Source organism: Pseudomonas sp. Y24-6, assembly GCF_020295325.1.
GTDB classification, from domain to species: Bacteria; Pseudomonadota; Gammaproteobacteria; order Pseudomonadales; family Pseudomonadaceae; genus Aquipseudomonas; species Aquipseudomonas gregormendelii.
In genome coordinates, this window is sequence record NZ_JACBXG010000003.1 from 234,972 (window position 1) to 254,518 (window position 19,547).

The following is a 19,547-nucleotide window of genomic DNA, read 5'->3' on the forward strand; positions in this document are numbered from 1 at the left end:
CCAATGATCAGCGAAGCCTAGGTTGATTCTCCTCCAGAGCGCAAGGCGTATGGGCGACAGCGGCCTTGCCGAGCATTTGCACAACCGTGCGGATCAGCCAGCAGGCGAGAATGAAAGGGGCGGTCAGCGTCGGCAGGCCGATGGCGGCAAACGCCGGTGTCAGTATCAGTGCGAATGCAATTCCGAGCAGCGGCAGCCAAGGCTTCTGGTGCAGTGAGTGGCAGGCGAGGGCGGCGAGTACGGCGTTGTAGCCACCCAGGCCGATCAATGCGCTGTAGAAGTCGTGATGCAGCATGCTCCAGCCCATGCCCGCGACAGACGCCAGCATTGCCCAGCAGAAGGCACGGCGGTCGGCGATCAGTAAACCGGCGGCAATCATCGCGCCGGCCAGTGGATGACCGAGGAACATCACCTGGCCCAGGCCTTTGAGAGGCGCGGCGAGGATGTTCTGCGGGCTGATTTCGATCAAGTGCGCATTGCTTGAGGGCGTGGCGAAGCACAACAGCAACCAGCCCAATATCACGAATGGCGCCGTATAGGCTGGCAGGTACTGGCTCAAGCGCACACGTTTGAGCCACTGTTGGATGAACATCGCACTCAGTCCGCCCGCAGCAATGATCAGCGGTGGCAGCAACGCCGACCAAGGGAAATACAGGCTCAGCAACAAACCGAGCAGCACGCCGTTGTAGCTGAACAGTCCAGCCTGACGGTCAGCCTTGGCGTAGCCGCGACGTTGCGCGGTGAGCAAGCCGGCGACACCGCCCAGCAGTGCGCCGCCGAGCAGGGCAGGCGCGGTGAACAGGATCGCCAACAGGCACAGCAAGCCAAACAGCGGGTGCCGCTGGAGGAAAATCTGGCTGAAACCGTTGAGCAGGGCAGTCGCCCAATCGGGGCAGTGGGTGTTGAAGTGGTTGGCAGGCATTTTTATTGTGTGTCAGGTGAAATGGGGCGCCTGCATCGCCAGCAGGTTGGCTCCCACACTGAATCTGCGTTCAGCCTTGATGATGTGAACGACACAAAACCAATGTGGGAGCCAGCCTGCTGGCGATGAGGCCGATATAGGCGTTCTAGATCAACGTCTCGATACGCAACGAGTTAGTCGACCCCGGCTGACCAAACGGCACACCCGCAGTGATCAGCAAGGTGTCGCCGCGCTGGGCCATACCCTGGGCCTGTGCGATCTCCAGTGCCGTCGAGCACACTTCGTCCACCTGGCGCAGCCGGTCGTTGACCACCGAGTGCACACCCCAGGCCACGGTCAAGCGGCGGGCGGCCTGCAGGTTTGGCGTCAGGTTAAGGATGGGCACCGTTGGCCGCTCACGGGCAGCGCGCAGGCTGGAGGCCCCCGACTCGCTGTAGTTGACCAGCACCGCCACCGGCAGCACGTTGCTGATGCGGCGGATCGCGCAGCTGATGGCATCGGACACCGTGGCCTCGGCTTTTGGCCGGCTCACATCCAGTTGCGCCTGGTAGTCGGGGCCGTTTTCCACCTGGCGGATGATTTTGCTCATCATCTGCACGGCTTCCAGCGGGTATTCGCCCGAGGCGGTTTCCGCCGAGAGCATCACCGCGTCGGCCCCTTCAGCCACGGCGTTGGCGACATCGGTCACTTCGGCGCGGGTTGGTGCAGGGGAGAAGCGCATCGATTCGAGCATCTGCGTGGCCACCACCACCGGCTTGCCGAGCTGGCGGCAGGTGCTGATGATGTTCTTCTGGATCTGCGGCACGCTTTCGGCAGGCACTTCCACGCCGAGGTCGCCGCGAGCCACCATGATCGCATCGCTCAATTCGGCGATTTCGCGCAACTGGGTGACTGCCGAGGGCTTCTCGATCTTGGCCATCAGGAACGCTTTGTCGCCAATCAGCGAGCGTGCTTCGCGGATGTCTTCCGGGCGCTGTACAAACGACAGCGCCACCCAGTCCACGCCCAGCTCCAGGCCGAAACTCAGGTCGCGGCGGTCCTTGGCTGTCAGGGGGCTTAATTCCAGCACCGCTTGCGGTACGTTCACGCCTTTGCGGTCCGACAGCTCGCCGCCATTGAGCACCGTGGTGTCGATGGCGTCGGCGTATTTGGTCACCACCCGCAGGCGCAGCTTGCCGTCATCGAGCAGCAGGTCCATGCCCGGCTCCAGCGCGGCGATGATTTCCGGGTGGGGCAGGTTGACTCGTCGCTCATCACCCGGTGTTGCGTCCAGGTCCAGGCGCAGAGCCTGACCACGGACCAGCTGCACCTTGCCTTCGGCGAACTTGCCGACCCGCAGCTTGGGGCCCTGCAGGTCCATCAGGATGCCCAGCGGATAGTTGAGCTGGCGCTCGACTTCGCGGATCCACTGGTAGCGCTGAGCATGGTCGGCGTGATCGCCATGGCTGAAGTTCAGGCGAAAAATATTGACCCCGGCCTCGACCAGCTCGCGAATGTCGTCAATGCCGTCGGTGGCGGGGCCGAGGGTGGCGAGGATTTTAACCTTCTTGTCAGGCGTCATTTTTAGGGCTCTCGAGGATCAGGATGGCGCGGAAATCGTTGACGTTGGTGCGGGTCGGCTCGGTGACGATCAGGGCGTCCAGCGCCTGGAAATAACCGTAGCCATTGTTGTTGTCGAGCTCATCGCTGGCGCTCAGGCCCAGTGCGGCGGCACGGGCGTAGCTGTCGGGCGTCATGATCGCGCCAGCATTGTCTTCGGAACCATCGATGCCATCGGTGTCGCCAGCCAAGGCGTACACCCCAGGCAGGCCTTTGAGGCTGTCGGTCAGGCTGAGGAGAAACTCGGCGTTGCGCCCACCCCGGCCGTTGCCACGCACGGTCACGGTGGTTTCGCCACCGGAAAGGATCACGCACGGGGCGGGCAGGGGCTGACCATGCAGCACCACTTGCCGCGCAATTCCGGCGTGAACCTTGGCCACTTCCCGGGATTCGCCTTCCAGGTCACCGAGGATCAGCGGGCTGAAACCGGCTTGCCGGGCTTTCACAGCGGCCGCTTCCAGCGACTGTTGGGGCCGGGCGATCAGCTGGAAATGACTGCGGGCCAGGCTCGGGTCGTCAGGTTTTACAGTTTCCGATTCGGGATTTTGCAGCCACTCGCGTACGGACGCCGGAACTTCGATGGCGTAACGCTTGAGGATCGCCAGGGCTTCGGCACTGGTGCTTGGGTCGGCCACGGTCGGGCCGGACGCGATGACCGTGGCGAGGTCGCCCGGTACATCGGAAATGGCGTAGGTGTAAACGGTGGCAGGCCAGCAGGCCTTGCCGAGACGACCACCCTTGATCGCCGAGAGGTGCTTGCGCACACAGTTCATCTCGCCGATGGTGGCGCCGGACTTGAGCAGGGCTTTGTTGATGGACTGCTTGTCAGCCAGGGTAATGCCGGCAGCGGGCAGGGCGAGCAGCGCCGAACCTCCGCCCGAGAGCAGAAAGATCACGCGGTCGTCTTCGCTCAGGTTGCTGACCAGCTCCAGCACGCGCTTGGCCACGGCCAGGCCGGCGGCATCGGGCACCGGGTGCGCAGCTTCGACCACTTCGATTTTTTCGCAGGGTGCGCCGTGACCGTAACGGGTGACCACCAGGCCGGAGACTTCGCCCTGCCAGCAGCGTTCGACCACTTGAGCCATGGCAGCAGCGGCTTTGCCGGCGCCGATTACGATCACCCGGCCCGTGCGATCACGTGGCAGGTAAGCTTCGAGAACGTGTTGCGGATGGGCCGCGTCGATGGCGGTTGCGAACAGGTCGCGAAGAAATTGTTGCGGATCGACCGACATGGCAGGCTCCCGGAATTCTTGTTATTGGAGGTGGAGCAACTCTGCTCCTTGTGGGAGCCGGCCTGCTGGCGATTCAGGCGCTGAGGTCTAACAGACACACCGCGTTGATTTCATCGCTAGCAGGCTAGCTCCCACAGGGTTGGTGCAGGGTTTATTTATCGCGAATCGAGAAATTCGCCATGTGCTCCAGGCCCTTGATCAGTGCCGAGTGGTCCCAGTTGCTGCCACCGATCGCCGCGCACGTGCTGAACACTTGCTGGGTGTTGGCGGTGTTCGGCAGGTTGATGCCCAACTCGCGGGCACCGGCCAGGGCCAGGTTCAGGTCCTTCTGGTGCAGGCTGATGCGGAAGCCTGGGTCGAAGGTGCCTTTGATCATACGCTCGCCGTGCACTTCGAGGATCTTCGAGGACGCAAAGCCACCCATCAGCGCTTCACGCACCTTGGCTGGATCCGCGCCGTTCTTCGAGGCGAACAGCAGCGCTTCGGCCACGGCCTGGATGTTCAGCGCCACGATGATCTGGTTGGCCACTTTCGCGGTCTGCCCATCGCCATTGCCGCCCACCAGGGTGATGTTCTTGCCCATGGCCTGGAACAGCGGCAGTACGCGTTCGAAGGCATCGGCATCGCCGCCGACCATGATGCTCAGGGTCGCCGCTTTTGCGCCGACTTCACCACCGGAAACCGGTGCGTCGAGGTACTGGGCGCCTGTTTCGTTGATCTTGGCGGCGAAGGCCTTGGTCGCGGTCGGCGAGATGGAGCTCATGTCGATGACGATCTTGCCTTTGCCAACACCGGCGGCGACGCCGTCGGCGCGGAACAGCACGTCGTCGACCTGTGGGGTATCGGGCACCATGATGATGATGACTTCAGCTTCCTGGGCGACTGCTTTCGGGTTCGCCAGGGCGATCGCGCCGGCGGCGACCAGGTCAGCAGGCGCGGCGTCGTGGTGTGCCGACAGGAACAGGCTGTGACCGGCTTTTTGCAGGTTCGCCGCCATTGGGTGGCCCATGATGCCGGTGCCGATAAATCCGATTTTAGCCATGAGAAATTCCTCTTGTTTTTATGCGGTTCCCTGTAGGAGCTGCCGAAGGCTGCGATCTTTTGATTTTGATCTTGATCTTGATCTTCAAAATCAAGATCAAAAGATCGCAGCCCTCGGCAGCTCCTACAGAGATGTCATGTTCGTTTAGATCGCGTTATGGGTTTTCAGCCAGCCCAGACCGGCTTCAGTGGTGGTCAACGGCTTGTACTCGCAGCCCACCCACCCCTGGTAACCGATGCGGTCCAGGTGCTCGAACAGGAAGCGGTAGTTGATCTCACCGGTACCGGGTTCGTTACGCCCCGGGTTGTCGGCCAACTGCACATGGTTGATCTCGCCCAGGTGCGATTGCAGGGTGCGGGCCAGGTCGCCTTCCATGATTTGCATGTGGTAGATGTCGTATTGCAGGAACAGGTTGGCGCTGCCCACTTGTTCGCGAATCGACAGGGCCTGGGCCGTGTTGTTCAGGTAGAAACCCGGAATGTCGCGGGTGTTGATCGCTTCCATGACCAGCTTGATCCCCGCCGCCTGCAGCTTGTCGGCTGCGTACTTGAGGTTGGCGACAAAGGTTTTTTCCACGGTGGCGTCATCCACGCCTTGTGGACGAATGCCCGCCAGGCAGTTGACTTGGGTATTGCCCAGCACTTGCGCGTAGGCAATCGCCAAGTCGACACCGGCGCGGAATTCTTCAACCCGATCCGGCAGGCACGCGATGCCGCGCTCACCCTTGGCCCAGTCACCAGCCGGCAGGTTGAACAGCACCTGGGTCAGGCCGTTGGCGTCGAGGGTGGCCTTGATCTCGGCCGAGCTGAAATCGTAAGGAAACAGGTACTCGACACCACTGAAACCGGCTTTGGCGGCCGCTTCGAAACGGGCAAGAAAATCCTGTTCGGTGAACAGCATGGACAGGTTGGCTGCGAAACGCGGCATGGTGGTCTCCTGCTATAAATTGAGAATGACGGCTCTGTGTAGGAGCTGCCGCAGGCTGCGATCTTTTGATCTTGATCTTGATCTTCAGCATCAAAGATCAAAAGATCGTCCGAACGCGGCCCGAACCTGCGGCAGCTCCTACTCGGGGTGAACCATCAGCAATAGTGGATCAATCGAGCAATGAAATCGCCGTCGGTGCGTCGTTGCCGACCAGCGCCAGGTCTTCGAACTCGTTGACGGCGTTGATCTCGGTACCCATGGAAATGTTGGTCACACGTTCCAGGATAATCTCCACGATCACCGGCACCTTGAACTCTTCGATCAGTTCCTGGGCCTTGCGCAGGGCAGGCTGGATCTGAGCCGGTTCGAACACACGTAGTGCCTTGCAACCCAGGCCTTCGGCGACCGCGACGTGATCGACACCGTAACCGTTGAGTTCCGGAGCGTTGAGGTTATCGAAGGACAGCTGCACGCAGTAGTCCATGTCAAAACCGCGCTGCGCCTGACGGATCAGGCCCAGGTACGAGTTGTTTACCACAACGTGGATGTACGGCAGTTTGAACTGCGCGCCCACGGCCAGTTCTTCGATCATGAACTGGAAATCATAGTCGCCCGACAGTGCCACGACCTTGCGGCTCGGATCTGCCTTGACCACGCCCAGTGCCGCCGGAATGGTCCAGCCCAACGGACCGGCCTGGCCACAGTTGATCCAGTGACGCGGCTTGTACACATGCAGAAACTGCGCGCCGGCAATCTGCGACAGACCGATGGTGCTGACGTAGCAGGTGTCCTTGCCGAACACCTGGTTCATTTCTTCATACACGCGTTGCGGCTTGACCGGCACGTTGTCGAAGTGGGTCTTGCGGTGCAGGCTGGCCTTGCGCTGTTGGCAGTCCTGCAGCCAGGCGCTACGGTTTTTCAGCTTGCCGGCTGCCTGCCATTCGCGAGCGACTTCGATGAACACGGTCAGCGCGGCGGCAGCATCGGAAACGATGCCCAGGTCCGGGGTGAACACGCGGCCGATCTGGGTCGGCTCGATGTCGACGTGAATGAACTTGCGGCCTTCGGTGTAGACGTCGATCGAACCGGTGTGACGGTTGGCCCAACGGTTACCCACGCCCAGCACCAGGTCGGACTTGAGCATCGTGGCGTTGCCGTAGCGGTGCGAGGTCTGCAGGCCGACCATGCCCACCATCAATGGGTGATCGTCCGGAATGGTGCCCCAGCCCATCAGGGTCGGGATAACGGGAATTCCGGTCAGCTCGGCGAACTCCACCAGCAGCTCGGCGGCATCGGCGTTGATGATGCCACCACCGGCGACCAGCAATGGGCGCTCAGCCTGGTCGAGCATGGCCAGGGCCTTCTCGATCTGCACGCGGTTAGCGGTCGGCTTGGCCAGTGGCAGTGGCTCGTAGGCGTCGATGTCGAATTCGATCTCGGCCATTTGCACATCGAACGGCAGGTCGATCAGCACCGGGCCCGGGCGACCGGAGCGCATTTCGTAGAAGGCTTTCTGGAAAGCGTAGGGCACCTGGCCCGGTTCCATCACAGTGGTCGCCCACTTGGTGACCGGCTTGACGATGGCGGTGATGTCCACCGCCTGGAAATCTTCCTTGTGCATACGGGCGCGGGGTGCCTGGCCGGTGATGCAGAGGATTGGAATCGAGTCGGCCGAGGCGCTGTAGAGCCCGGTGACCATGTCCGTACCAGCAGGTCCCGAAGTGCCGATGCACACGCCGATGTTGCCAGCCTTGGTGCGGGTATAGCCCTCGGCCATGTGCGAGGCGCCTTCAACGTGGCGAGCGAGGACGTGATCGATGCCGCCGACCTTTTGCAGGGCGGAGTACAGCGGGTTGATTGCGGCGCCCGGGATGCCAAAAGCGGTATCAACCCCTTCACGGCGCATCACCAGAACGGCGGCTTCGATTGCTCTCATTTTGCTCATGGTTTTGTGCCTCTTACGTTTTGTAATTGTATACAAGTGGCTTTGCGCAGAGTTTATTCACGGCGGACGGCGCAGGTCAATCCATTTTCTCAAGCGACTGTTTCATTCGTCGGAAGCCCTGTGTGCTGTGGCTTTTCGTCGCATGTGGCGCTTTTCGATAATTATTGTATACAAAAAAATAGTTCATTGTGTTCTATTTGTTGCATCGGCATGCGGCACTTGCGCGCAGGCCACTGGCTTTCCCTATAACAAAATGAGGACGGCACCATGAGCGCTTTAACCTTGAAAGTTGCAGTCAACCTGGTCAATCAGGCCATTTCGGCAGGGCGTGCAATCTCTGCGGCTCCATTGACCATTGCAGTACTGGATGCCGGCGGGCACTTGATCACCTTGCAGCGCGAGGACGGCGCCAGCCTGCTGCGCCCGCAAGTGGCCATCGGCAAGGCCTGGGGCGCAATCGCCCTGGGCAAGGGGTCGCGCCTGCTGGCACTGGATGCACAACAACGCCCGGCATTCATCGCGGCCTTGAACAGTTTGGGGCAGGGCAGTGTGGTGCCGGCACCGGGTGGTGTGCTGATTCGGGATCAGGATGGGAATGTACTGGGAGCGGTGGGGATCAGCGGCGATCTTTCGGATGTTGATGAGCAGTGTGCAATCAGTGCGATCGAGGCGTCGGGGTTGCGGGCGGATGCGGGGGTGACGGCTTGATATCTAGCGTCTGAACAAATGTCATCGCTGGCAAGCCAGCTCCCACAAGGACTGAGGTGTTAACTATTTCATGGGCAGCATCAGAACTTGTGGTAGCTGGTAAGCCAGCTCCCACACGGACTGAGTTGGTCACTATTTCATGGGCAGCATCAGAACTTGTGGTAGCTGGTAAGCCAGCTCCCACACGGACTGAGTTGGTCACTATTTCATGGGCAGCATCAGAACTTGTGGTAGCTGGTAAGCCAGCTCCCACACGGACTGAGTTGGTCACTATTTCATGGGCAGCATCAGAACTTGTGGTAGCTGGTAAGCCAGCTCCCACAAGGACTGAGGTGTTTACTATTTCATGGGCAGCATCAGAACCTGTGGGAGCTGGCTTGCCAGCGATAGCTATCTACAAGACACATCCAGCTAAAGGTGTGTATTAGCACTCTAAATTTTCAGGGCTAGCCTCTCCATGGATTCTTCATGAGAGGCAACGGAATGCCCAATTTACCCGCATCACACCGCTTGCGAACGGGTCGCTATGCCGAGCCCAATCGAATTTATTTACTCACCACCAATACACTGGATCGCCAACCGATTTTTGCCGACTTCACTTTGGGCAGATTGGTGGTTCATCAATTTCGCCGGGCACAAGATCTCGGATTGGCAAAGTCACTGGCTTGGGTCGTCATGCCCGACCATTTTCATTGGCTCGTCGAATTGGAAAACTGTTCTCTCAGAAAGCTGATGCGCCAGACTAAATCCTTTATTACAAGAGAGGTGAATCTTTCGAGTAGTAGAAGTGGGCCGCTTTGGCAGCAGGGCTATCACGACCGGGCGCTGCGGCGGGAAGAGGATTTAGTGAAAATGGCTCGATATGTTGTAGCCAACCCGCTGCGGGCTGGACTGGTAGAGAAGCTTGGCGACTATCCGTTGTGGGATGCTATCTGGATTTGAACCGAATCGGAGTCGTCCCCATCGCCAGCAGGCTGGCTCCCACAGGGTGTTGTCTGATTGTCAGAGTCCAACTGTGGGAGCCAGCCTGCTGGCGATGACGCGAGTCCGGGCTCCCACAGGGTGTTGTCTGATTGTCAGTGTTCACCTGTGGGCGCCAGCCTGCTGGCGATGACGTGAGGCCGGGCTCCCACAGGGTGTTATCTGATAGTCAGAGTCCAACTGTGGGAGCCAGCCTGCGGGCGATGACGTGAGTCCGGGCTCCCACCGGGGGTTATCTGATTGTCCGAGTCCAACTGTGGGAGCCAGCCTGCGGGCGATGACGTGAGTCCGGGCTCCCACCGGGGGTTATCTGATTGTCCGAGTCCAACTGTGGGAGCCAGCCTGCTGGCGATGACGTGAGTCCGGGCTCCCACAGGGTGTTGTCTGATTGTCAGAGTTCAACTGTGGGAGCCAGCCTGCTGGCGATGACATCAGTCCGGCTCACACCCCTTCAACACCAACCGGATAATCGTCTGCGCCGCTGCTTCGTAATCCTCTTCATCCAGCTTCGCCTTGCCGGTAATTGCAGTGATCTGCCAGTCAAAGTCTGCGTACGTCTGAGTCGCTGCCCAGATGCTGAACATCAGGTGATTAGGGTCGATCGTTGCGATCTGGCCGCGGTCGATCCAGGTCTGGATGCAGTCGATGTTGTGCTTGGCCTGGCTGTTCAGTTGTTCGACCAGGTCGGCGCTCAGGTGTGGCGCGCCGTGCATGATTTCGCTGGCGAACACCTTGGAGGCGAACGGCAGGTCGCGGGAGATGCGGATTTTCGAGCGGATGTAACCGCTCAGCACTTCACTGGGTACACCGTCGGCGTTGAACGGCGTCGAGGCCTGCAGGATGGGCTCGATGATGCTTTCCAGAACCTCGCGGTAGAGGTTTTCCTTGGATTTGAAATAGTAGTAGACGTTAGGCTTGGGCAAACCCGCCTTGGCTGCGATGTCACTGGTTTTGGTCGCAGCGAAGCCCTTGTCGGCAAATTCTTCACTGGCGGCACGCAGGATCAGTTCTTTGTTGCGCTCGCGGATAGTGCTCATAAACCAGGTGGTTCCTTGCCTGTACTGGCGGTGGCGCATGGTAGCACCGGCTTTGCGCACCGCTCAAGAATGCCCCGCGACGGCTCTGGCAGGCTATGCTGCCCGGCATTCACTCTTTGCAGGAAATTTCATTCATGGCAGGAAGCAGTTTGCTGTTGCTGATCGACGACATCGCCGCGGTGCTCGACGATGTGGCGCTGATGACCAAGATGGCCGCGAAAAAGACGGCCGGCGTGCTGGGTGATGACCTGGCACTCAATGCGCAGCAGGTGTCCGGAGTACGTGCCGAGCGCGAAATACCGGTGGTATGGGCCGTTGCCAAGGGCTCGTTCCTGAATAAGCTGATCCTGGTGCCGTCGGCGCTGGCGATCAGCGCATTCATCCCGTGGCTGGTCACACCATTGCTAATGGTCGGTGGTGCTTACCTGTGCTTTGAAGGGTTCGAGAAGCTGGCGCACAAATTCCTCCACAGCAAGGCTGAGGACGAGGCTGAACACGCTCAGCTGGTCGAGGCGGTAGCCGACCCGGCGACCGACCTGGTGGCTTTCGAGAAGGACAAAATCAAGGGCGCCATTCGTACTGATTTCATCCTGTCGGCGGAAATCATCGCCATCACCCTGGGAACCGTGGCTGGCGCTTCGCTGACCCAGCAGGTCATCGTGTTGTCGGGGATCGCCATCGTGATGACCGTGGGCGTCTACGGCCTGGTCGCGGGTATCGTCAAACTCGATGATCTGGGCTTGTGGCTGACCCAGAAGCCAGGCCAGATGGCCAAGAGCATCGGCAACGCAATCCTGCGGGCCGCGCCCTACATGATGAAGAGCCTTTCGGTGATTGGTACGGCGGCGATGTTCCTGGTCGGTGGCGGGATTCTGACCCATGGCGTGCCGGTGGTTCATCACTGGATCGAGGAGGTCAGCGTGAGTGCTGGCGGGGCCGGGTTTATCGTGCCGATGTTGCTTAATGCCGTGGCGGGAATTGTGGCGGGTGCGGTGGTGCTGGCGGGGGTGATGCTGGTGAGCAAGATCTGGAAAGCGCTGAAGAGCTGAAGCTGCACGCATTTCAAAGTTAATACTGTCCAATGTGGGAGCGGGCTTGCCCGCGATGGCGGCGCGACATTCAACGTAGAGGATGAATGTTGTGGCCCCATCGCGGGCAAGCCCGCTCCCACAATTGGTTTTGATGTTGCCGCTGTTACTCGGCGATCTGCAACTTGCGCGACTCGGTATAGACGTAGCGCACCTTCTCGTACTCGAACGGCGAGTTCAGCTGGCCGTAACGGAAGCTGGTCTGATAGCGCCGATCAACTGCGCGCAGCATCCAGACTTCCGGGTGGTTGGAGCTGACTTCCGAAACGTTGAGGAAGTTGATCGCCGACTCGGCGGTAAAGTCCACGGCCAGGCCGCCGGTGTCGCGGATGTTGGACGGGCCGAGGATTGGCAGCACGAAGTAGGCGCCGCCCGGTACGCCGTAGAAGCCCAGGGTCTGGCCGAAGTCTTCGCTCTGGCGCGGCAGGCCCATGGCGGTGGCCGGGTCCCAGAGGCCGGCGATGCCGATCGTGGTGTTCAGCAGCAGGCGCGCGGTGGTTTCCATCGAGCGCTTGCCCTTGAACTGCAGCAGGCTGTTCATCAGGTTCGGCACATCGCCGAGGTTGTTGAAGAAGTTGCTCACGCCGGTGCGCAGGAAGCTCGGCGTGATGTAGCGGTAGCCATCGACCACAGGCAGGAACACCCATTGGTCAAAGCGGTAGTTGAAGTGGTAAACCCGGCGGTTCCACTCTTCCAGTGGGTCATAGACGTTCAGCGCATTGAGCGTCGAGCGCTCGAACTCGCGCTGATCCAGCCCCGGGTTGAACTTGAGTTTGCTCAGCGGCTCCTTGAAGCCATCGCTATCGACGACGATAGGCGCATTGGCTTTGCTGTTGTCGGCATGGGCGACGCCTGCACAGAGTAACGCTGCGATAAGCAGGAGAGATTTAGCCACGGAAGAACTCCAGCATGGCGTCGCTGTTGACGCGGTAATTGAGGTTGCCGCAATGGCCGCCCAATGGATAAACGGTCAGGCGATCACCGAACGTCTTGCGCAGGAAACCCAGGTCACCGGGGCCCAGGATCACATCGTCGGCGTTGTGCATAACGGAAATTTTCGGGCTGTCGCGCAGGTAATCCTCGAGCGCGTACAGGCTCACCTGGTCGATCAACTGCAGCAGGCTGCCCCCGTCCGTGCGGGCACGCCACATCGGAATCACCTGTTCGGTGATGTAGCAGTCGAAGTCACACTGCAGTGCGCGCTTGAGGAACGGTGTAAGGCTGGTGCCTTCGGTGATCGGGTATTTCGGTGGAGTAATCAGGCCGCGACGGTTGATCAAGTCCGAGGTGAACGAAATATCGGCTGCCGAGAAGCGGAACGAGGTGCCGATCAACATCGCCATCTGTTCGTTGCTCAAGTGCTGCTTGGACTGCTGGAAGTCGTAGAGCAGCGCATCGTTGAGGTCGACGTAACCTTTCTGCTGGAAGTAGCGGGTCAGTTTGTTCAGCACCAGTTCATAAAAAGTGGTGCTGTTGTTGATGCCTTTAACCTCGGTCTGGACGAGTTTGTCCAGGTTGGTGATGGAGGTGTAAAGGTTGACCGGTGGGTTGAGCAGCAGCACTTTCTTGAAATTGAAACTGCGGCGGGTCTCGTCCAGGTGCGCGACAAAGGCCGCATCCAGGGCGCCCAGGCTGTAGCCGGTGAGGTAGTACTCGGTCACCGGTACTTTCGGATTCTGCGCCCGCACCGCCTGCATGACCCGGTACATGTCTTCGGCATCTTCCTTGGTTATGCCGGGGGTGGCGAAGCGCGAGGCGGCGCTGATGAAGTCGAAGCTGGTCGGCGAGGACAACTGCACGACGTGGTAGCCGGCCTTGTAGTAGAGCTTTTTCAAATATTCGTTGAGGCTGCTGTCATAGCGCGCGCCGGTACCGGCGATCAGGAAGATCAGCGGCGCGGCCTTGTCCTGGGTGGCGATGCGATAGGTAAGCTTCTTGACCGCCCAGAAGTTGTCCGGCAGTTCGAATGCGCGCTCCGGCCGCAGGGTGACGCTGCGGTCTTCCTGATTGATGTCGTCGTCCAGCGGCAACTCCGGACGCAGGTCCGGTGGAGTCGTGGCAATGGTGGCCTCAAACGGGTTGGTCAAGGGATAGCCATAACTGGCGGCGTCGATGTCGACCGCCAGTGCGGACGCACTCAAAATAAGGCCGCCAAACAGGGCGGCGAAGCGCAAGGAACGGAGCATGACTAGATCCCTAAGAGGAAGGTGCCGGATGAAGTTCGCAGGCTATGACCACGGCTTTGCCGCCAAAGTGCCACGCATCGGCACGAAACAGGCGTAATTCCGGGTAATAGTAGCTGGACGATACACTTTGCAGCCATTTGATGACTACTTATCTGTCGTGCGCGTTTGATTAAATTGTGAGGAAGATTAAGCTGGCGGCCGTTTTCGCCTATTGGAGTGCCCCATGTCCCGCCGTCTACCCGTGATCCTGCTGCTTGTTTTGCTGCCGTTGTGGCTGGCCGCCAGTTACGGCGCACGTTATGGCTTCATGGAAGACGCGCAGTGGGTGGGCATCTGCGTGGATGAGGCCAGTCGCTGGGAATGCCAGGCGCGTTCGAGCCTGGGTTTGATGATTCACTTCAAGGTATTGGGCTGGTCGGCGATCGCCGCAGCGGTGCTGGGGTTTGTTGTGCCCGGCCGGGCGGGGTGGTGGTTGGCGGTGTTGGCCCTGGTGCTGGGGTTTCCGGCATTGGCGTTGTACAACACCACGTTGGCGGTGTTTGCGGTGGTAATTGCAGCTTTGCGACTGGTGCGGGCGGCTCGTAGCGCCTGATAGAGGCCATCGCGGACGAGGCTTGCCCGCGATGAGGCCCGCAGGTTTGCGCAAAGATCAGCCCTGCTGACGAACCCGCAAGCACCGCCACAACGCCGCGACCATCAGCCCGCTCACCAGCGCCCAACCCCAGGCCTGCTGGTTCTGCAACCCTTCTACAAACAGCTGCGGCGCAATGCCTGCGCCGATAATGAACGTCAGCACGGCGATTTCCCGGCGTGGCACGCTCACCGGGCGGCACAGGTAGATCAGCGCTGGCAGGATGAATGCCATGCTTGGGAAGCTGCGATAACGCGCATCGAACACCAGTTCCAGCATCATCACCGCAGCGGCAAAGCCTGCGCCGGCGACCAGCCAGCCGGCCCTGCGCTCCAGCACATTGAATGCTCGTGCACGCCAGCCCGTGCGAGCGCTCAAGGTCAGTGCGGCATGGGCCAGCACCAACAGATTTAATGCTGTCAGTAACGCGACCCACAGCCATTCGCTGGCAAAGCGGGTGGTGACGCGTGCCAGGTCGCCCCAGGCGCCGATGGAACACGCTGCCAAGGCGCCCAGTAAAGGCAGCACCAGCGCCGCGCGAGTGCTGCGCACGCGACCGCCAAGCACCAGGGTACCGAGGAAAATCAAGCCGCCGACCACCAGCCATTGCGCCCAGTACGGCACGTTCGACACGGGACCGGCCAGCACGCCCTTATCCTGGCGATCAGCATCGAACAGCCCCCAGTAACCGCCCACTGCGCCTTCACTGGCGCGTTTCCATGGCTGGTCGAAGGCTTCGATCAGGTTGTAGTGCCAACCCTGTTGTTCTGCCATGGCGACAAAACCGCGGATGAACTTGGCTTCATTGACCCGGCTGGGCAGGGCCGTCTCGCGCTGGCGGCCTTCGCTCGGCCAGCCGGTTTCGCCAATCATGACGTCCTTGGGGGCGAATTTGTTGCCGAACACCTGGCGCACTTCGGCCACATGCTGCAGTGCGGCATCAATGTTGGAGGGGTCGTCTTCCCAGTACGGCAGCAAATGGATAGTCAGGAAATCCACCGCCGGGGCTATTTCCGGGTGCTTGAGCCAGAATTCCCAGACGTCGGCATAGGTCACGGGTTGCTTGACCTGGCTCTTGACCCTGTTGATCAGCACGGCCAGTTGCGGGCCGGTGATTTCCTTGCGCAGCAGCACTTCGTTGCCGACGATCACCGACGTCACCACGTCGGCATTGGCATTGGCCGAAGCGATCAGCAGGTCGACTTCCTTGGCCGTGTCCACCGGGTTGCTGTTGACCCAGGCGCCGATCATCAATTTCAGGCCATGCTTGCGCGCCAGATCGGGCAGGGCTTCGAGGCCGGTCATTGAGTAGGTGCGGATGCATTCAAAGCGCGTGGCGAGCAGGGCGAGATCGGCGTCCATGCGCTCGGGGCGTAATTTGAACGGCACGTCGAACGGCGACTGGTCCTTGTCGAACGGCGTGTAGGAAGCGCACTGCAACTTGTGTGTAGCGCTGGCGACGTCCGGCAGGATCACCGGTTTACCAAGGCCGTACCAGAAACCACACAAGGCAAAAAGCCCAAGCAGGCAGGCGAACAGATAGGCAAAAAAAGGAAAGCGCGAGGTCGCGGACATGGTCAGGCCGTCTGGAAGCAAAGCGGGGCATGTTACCTGCATTTACCGCGCGCTTGGTGCCTCGCATGGTTTTGACATGCAATGTTCGGGCGGATTGGCCGGTTGCGGGGGAGTGGCGATCATTAATGGCGTTCTGATGTCGTTTCTCGATGGCTTGAGGTCGCTGGCAGAGCAGGTCGCCTGCGGCGTCAGGTTGATTATCGAGGCGTCAGTGCTCTCATGGAAAAACCGAGCTGATGATCGAACGAGCTTGCGGTGTGCGTGATGGGGGCGCGGCGCACCAGAACAATACGTTGACGCGACTCGGCATCCGTCGAGCGCAGCACTTTCGGGGAAGTAACGATGAAGATGCGACGACTTTTAGGCGCGGGTGCCGCTCTGGTGCTTGCGATTGGCTCCACAATGGCCAATGCCGAGAGCAAGACCCTGAGCATCGGTTATGTCGACGGTTGGTCCGACAGCGTCGCGACTACTCATGTGGCGGCCGAAGTGATCAAGCAGAAACTCGGTTATGACGTGAAGCTGCAAGCGGTAGCGACCGGGATCATGTGGCAGGGCGTGGCCACCGGCAAGCTCGACGCCATGCTCTCCGCCTGGCTGCCGGTGACCCACGGCGACTACTGGGCCAAGAACAAGGACCAGGTAGTCGACTACGGTCCGAACTTCAAGGATGCCAAGATTGGCTTGATCGTGCCGGAGTACGTCAAAGCCAAGTCGATTGAAGACCTGAAAACCGACGACAGCTTCAAGGGCCGCATCGTTGGCATCGATGCCGGTTCGGGCGTGATGCTCAAGACCGATCAGGCGATCAAGGATTACGGCCTGAGCAATTACACCCTCAAGGCAAGCTCCGGCGCCGGCATGATTGCCGAGCTGACCCGTGCCGAGAAAAAGAACGAATCCATCGCCGTTACCGGCTGGGTGCCACACTGGATGTTCGCCAAGTGGAAACTGCGCTTCCTCGACGACCCGAAAGGCGTCTATGGCGCGGCTGAAACCGTGAACAGCATCGGCAGCAAAGAGCTGGCGACCAAGGCACCGGAAGTGGCCAAGTTCCTGAAGAACTTCCAGTGGGCGTCGAAAGACGAAATCGGCGAAGTGATGCTGGCCATCCAGGATGGCGCCAAGCCAGACGCCGCAGCGAAGGCTTGGGTCGCGAAACACCCTGAGCGTGTGGCTGACTGGATCAAGTAAATCTGAGGTCAGGCATCTATCCCCTGTAGGAGCTGCCGCAGGCTGCGATCTTTTGATCTTGAAATATCAAAATCAAAATCAAAATCAAAATCAAAATCAAAATCAAAATCAAAATCAAAAGATCGCAGCCTGCGGCAGCTCCTACAGTCATGTTTAAGGTAGGGAAATTGTTTCCTGCTGGAAAATGGCGAGTCTGTCATGTCGTTCTAATACTAAGGTCGTCTGGAACCTGGCCCGCAGCCGCATAGAGTGGATAACGTTCCAACAATAATCTGTGCTGCGAGGATAAAAACAATGAACGACAGCATTTACCTCTCGATTCAAAACAGCCCGCGTTTCAAGGAGCTGGTTAGCAAGCGAGAAAAGTTCGCCTGGATTCTTTCGGCGATCATGCTTGGGCTTTACTCCGGATTCATTCTTCTGATCGCTTACGGGCCGCATTTGCTGGGCGCGAAAATCAGTCCTGAGTCATCCATTACCTGGGGCATTCCGATCGGTGTTGGGCTGATCCTTTCCGCCTTCATCCTGACCGGCATCTACGTAAAACGCGCCAACGGCGAATTTGACGACCTGAACAATGCGATTCTCAAGGAGGCTCAGCAATGATCCGGCGTCTATTGGCTCTATTGAGCGTTGCAGCATTTGCACCGGGTGCCTGGGCGGCGGATGCCTTGACCGGCGCGGTGGCCAAGCAGCCACTGAATGTCCCGGCGATCCTGATGTTCGTGGCGTTTGTCGGCGCTACTTTGTATATCACCTACTGGGCCTCGAAGAAAAACAACTCGGCGGCCGACTACTATGCGGCCGGCGGCAAGATCACCGGTTTCCAGAACGGTCTGGCGATTGCCGGTGACTACATGTCCGCGGCGTCCTTCCTGGGTATTTCCGCCCTGGTGTTCACCTCTGGCTACGACGGCCTGATCTATTCGATCGGCTTCCTGGTGGGCTGGCCGATCATTCTGTTCCTGATCGCCGAGCGCCTGCGTAACCTGGGTAAATACACCTTTGCCGACGTGGCGTCCTACCGCCTTGGGCAAACCCAGATCCGCTCGCTGTCCGCCTGCGGTTCGCTGGTGGTGGTGGCGTTCTACCTGATCGCGCAGATGGTGGGTGCCGGCAAGCTGATCCAGCTGCTGTTCGGCCTCGACTACCACGTTGCGGTTATCCTGGTCGGTATCCTGATGTGCATGTACGTGCTGTTCGGCGGCATGCTGGCGACGACCTGGGTGCAGATCATCAAGGCAGTACTGTTGCTGTCCGGCGCCTCGTTCATGGCGTTGATGGTCATGAAGCACGTCAACTTCGACTTCAACGCGCTGTTCTCCGAGGCGATCAAGGTTCACCCTAAAGGTGACGCAATCATGAGCCCTGGCGGCCTGGTGAAAGATCCGGTCTCCGCGTTCTCCCTGGGCCTGGCGCTGATGTTCGGTACCGCTGGCCTGCCGCACATCCTGATGCGCTTCTTCACCGTGAGTGACGCGAAGGAAGCTCGCAAGAGCGTGCTGTACGCAACCGGCTTCATTGGCTACTTCTATATCCTGACTTTCATCATCGGCTTCGGCGCGATCCTGCTGGTCAGCACCAACCCGGCGTTCAAGGATGCTGCAGGCGCGCTGCTGGGCGGCAACAACATGGCGGCGGTGCACCTGGCTAACGCAGTGGGCGGCAGTATCTTCCTGGGCTTCATCTCGGCGGTAGCGTTCGCGACCATCCTGGCAGTGGTTGCCGGTCTGACCCTGGCCGGTGCTTCGGCGGTGTCTCACGACCTGTACGCCAGCGTGATCAAGAAAGGCAAGGCGAACGAGAAGGACGAGATCCGCGTGTCGAAAATCACCACTATCGCCCTGGCGGTGCTGGCGATTGGCCTGGGTATCCTGTTTGAAAGCCAGAACATCGCGTTTATGGTGGGCCTGGCATTCTCCATCGCGGCGAGCTGTAACTTCCCGGTACTGCTGCTTTCCATGTACTGGAAGAAGCTGACTACCCGTGGGGCAATGATCGGTGGCTGGCTGGGTCTGGTGAGCGCTGTTGGCTTGATGGTCCTGGGCCCAACCATCTGGGTGCAGATCCTGCATCACGAGAAGGCGATCTTCCCGTACGAGTACCCGGCGCTGTTCTCGATGATCATCGCGTTCGTGGGCATCTGGTTCTTCTCGATCACCGACAAGTCGGCGGCTGCAGACAGGGAGCGGGCGCTGTTCTTCCCGCAGTTTGTCCGTTCGCAGACAGGTTTGGGGGCGAGTGGGGCGGTTTCTCACTGATAGCAGTAACACGCTTCAAGTTTTAGCTAATGCCCCGATCGAGAGATCGGGGCATTTTTGTTCCTGTCCAAAATGTGTGTTGTCAGGTTCGTCCTCATCGCCAGCAGGCTGGCTCCCACATTGGAATGTGTGCTTCCTGTGGGAGCCAGCCTGCTGGCGATAGCGGTGGTTCAGTCATTGCGTAAAGCCCAGGCAAACAAAAACGGCCTCTATTCACAT

General features: G+C 59.7%; 17 protein-coding genes. 7 read left to right on the forward strand and 10 right to left on the reverse strand.

Annotation, left to right across the window (positions count from 1 at the left end):
- Nucleotides 1-7: 7 nt before the first annotated feature.
- The 6 genes from HYI44_RS07470 to gcl all read right to left on the reverse strand — a co-directional run bounded on the left by HYI44_RS07470 (nucleotide 8) and on the right by gcl (nucleotide 7,667).
- Nucleotides 8-922, reverse strand: coding sequence for an urea transporter (locus tag HYI44_RS07470; protein WP_225569079.1), 915 nt, complete (start codon nucleotides 920-922; stop codon nucleotides 8-10).
- 145 nt (nucleotides 923-1,067) lie between these two features.
- Complete coding sequence (pyk, locus tag HYI44_RS07475) at nucleotides 1,068-2,483, reverse strand: pyruvate kinase (RefSeq protein WP_122837975.1); 1,416 nt, start codon at nucleotides 2,481-2,483, stop codon at nucleotides 1,068-1,070.
- Entirely contained in the window at nucleotides 2,473-3,753 is a 1,281-nt protein-coding gene (locus HYI44_RS07480) for a glycerate kinase (protein WP_225569080.1), read from the reverse strand. Before HYI44_RS07480 ends, pyk begins: the two co-directional genes overlap by 11 nt.
- A gap of 151 nt (nucleotides 3,754-3,904) precedes the next feature.
- Nucleotides 3,905-4,795, reverse strand: a complete 891-nt coding sequence (locus HYI44_RS07485; RefSeq protein ID WP_225569081.1) for a 2-hydroxy-3-oxopropionate reductase — start codon at nucleotides 4,793-4,795, stop codon at nucleotides 3,905-3,907.
- Between the two features lie 144 nt (nucleotides 4,796-4,939).
- A complete protein-coding gene (gene hyi / locus HYI44_RS07490) occupies nucleotides 4,940-5,722 on the reverse strand; it encodes a hydroxypyruvate isomerase (RefSeq protein ID WP_045061177.1) in 783 nt (260 codons plus the stop codon).
- 169 nt (nucleotides 5,723-5,891) lie between these two features.
- The gene (gene gcl / locus HYI44_RS07495) at nucleotides 5,892-7,667 is read right to left on the reverse strand and encodes a glyoxylate carboligase (RefSeq protein ID WP_122837978.1); all 1,776 of its coding nucleotides are present in this window, start codon (nucleotides 7,665-7,667) and stop codon (nucleotides 5,892-5,894) included.
- A gap of 267 nt (nucleotides 7,668-7,934) precedes the next feature.
- Between gcl and HYI44_RS07500 the strand changes: the two genes are divergently transcribed.
- Together HYI44_RS07500 and HYI44_RS07505 are read left to right on the forward strand one after the other, a co-directional pair.
- Nucleotides 7,935-8,375 (forward strand): GlcG/HbpS family heme-binding protein, encoded by a 441-nt coding sequence (locus HYI44_RS07500; protein WP_122837979.1) that lies wholly within the window; start codon nucleotides 7,935-7,937, stop codon nucleotides 8,373-8,375.
- A gap of 483 nt (nucleotides 8,376-8,858) precedes the next feature.
- Nucleotides 8,859-9,317 carry an REP-associated tyrosine transposase gene (locus HYI44_RS07505; RefSeq protein WP_225569209.1) on the forward strand — a complete coding sequence of 153 codons (459 nt, stop codon included), beginning with the start codon at nucleotides 8,859-8,861 and terminating at the stop codon, nucleotides 9,315-9,317.
- A 470-nt stretch (nucleotides 9,318-9,787) separates the two neighbouring features.
- On the opposite strand, the gene HYI44_RS07510 is transcribed toward HYI44_RS07505, so the two are convergent.
- Nucleotides 9,788-10,393 carry a TetR/AcrR family transcriptional regulator gene (locus tag HYI44_RS07510; RefSeq protein ID WP_045057747.1) on the reverse strand — a complete coding sequence of 202 codons (606 nt, stop codon included), beginning with the start codon at nucleotides 10,391-10,393 and terminating at the stop codon, nucleotides 9,788-9,790.
- Between the two features lie 134 nt (nucleotides 10,394-10,527).
- Between HYI44_RS07510 and HYI44_RS07515 the strand changes: the two genes are divergently transcribed.
- The gene (locus HYI44_RS07515; RefSeq protein ID WP_122837981.1) at nucleotides 10,528-11,442 is read left to right on the forward strand and encodes a DUF808 domain-containing protein; all 915 of its coding nucleotides are present in this window, start codon (nucleotides 10,528-10,530) and stop codon (nucleotides 11,440-11,442) included.
- A gap of 145 nt (nucleotides 11,443-11,587) precedes the next feature.
- Here HYI44_RS07515 and HYI44_RS07520 read toward each other — a convergent pair whose 3' ends face one another.
- On the reverse strand, nucleotides 11,588-12,376 hold the full coding sequence (locus tag HYI44_RS07520) for a VacJ family lipoprotein (RefSeq protein ID WP_045057748.1): 789 nt from the start codon (nucleotides 12,374-12,376) through the stop codon (nucleotides 11,588-11,590).
- Nucleotides 12,369-13,667, reverse strand: coding sequence for a serine/threonine protein kinase (locus tag HYI44_RS07525; protein WP_122837982.1), 1,299 nt, complete (start codon nucleotides 13,665-13,667; stop codon nucleotides 12,369-12,371). The genes HYI44_RS07520 and HYI44_RS07525 overlap by 8 nt, the downstream gene beginning before the upstream one ends.
- Before the next feature lie 223 nt (nucleotides 13,668-13,890).
- On the opposite strand from HYI44_RS07525, the gene HYI44_RS07530 reads away from it, so the two are divergent.
- Entirely contained in the window at nucleotides 13,891-14,259 is a 369-nt protein-coding gene (locus tag HYI44_RS07530; protein ID WP_045057750.1) for a hypothetical protein, read from the forward strand.
- Between the two features lie 57 nt (nucleotides 14,260-14,316).
- Here HYI44_RS07530 and HYI44_RS07535 read toward each other — a convergent pair whose 3' ends face one another.
- Nucleotides 14,317-15,915: a beta (1-6) glucans synthase gene (locus HYI44_RS07535; RefSeq protein WP_225569082.1), complete on the reverse strand. Its 1,599-nt coding sequence runs from the start codon at nucleotides 15,913-15,915 to the stop codon at nucleotides 14,317-14,319.
- Nucleotides 15,916-16,215: 300 nt separating this feature from the next.
- Here HYI44_RS07535 and HYI44_RS07540 point away from each other — a divergent pair, with 300 nt between their 5' ends.
- The 3 genes from HYI44_RS07540 to HYI44_RS07550 all read left to right on the forward strand — a co-directional run bounded on the left by HYI44_RS07540 (nucleotide 16,216) and on the right by HYI44_RS07550 (nucleotide 19,328).
- Nucleotides 16,216-17,067: a glycine betaine ABC transporter substrate-binding protein gene (locus HYI44_RS07540; protein WP_045057752.1), complete on the forward strand. Its 852-nt coding sequence runs from the start codon at nucleotides 16,216-16,218 to the stop codon at nucleotides 17,065-17,067.
- Nucleotides 17,068-17,361: 294 nt separating this feature from the next.
- Entirely contained in the window at nucleotides 17,362-17,673 is a 312-nt protein-coding gene (locus HYI44_RS07545) for a DUF485 domain-containing protein (RefSeq protein WP_042558286.1), read from the forward strand.
- Nucleotides 17,670-19,328, forward strand: coding sequence for a cation acetate symporter (locus tag HYI44_RS07550; protein WP_225569083.1), 1,659 nt, complete (start codon nucleotides 17,670-17,672; stop codon nucleotides 19,326-19,328). Before HYI44_RS07545 ends, HYI44_RS07550 begins: the two co-directional genes overlap by 4 nt.
- The last annotated feature ends 219 nt before the right edge of the window (nucleotides 19,329-19,547 follow it).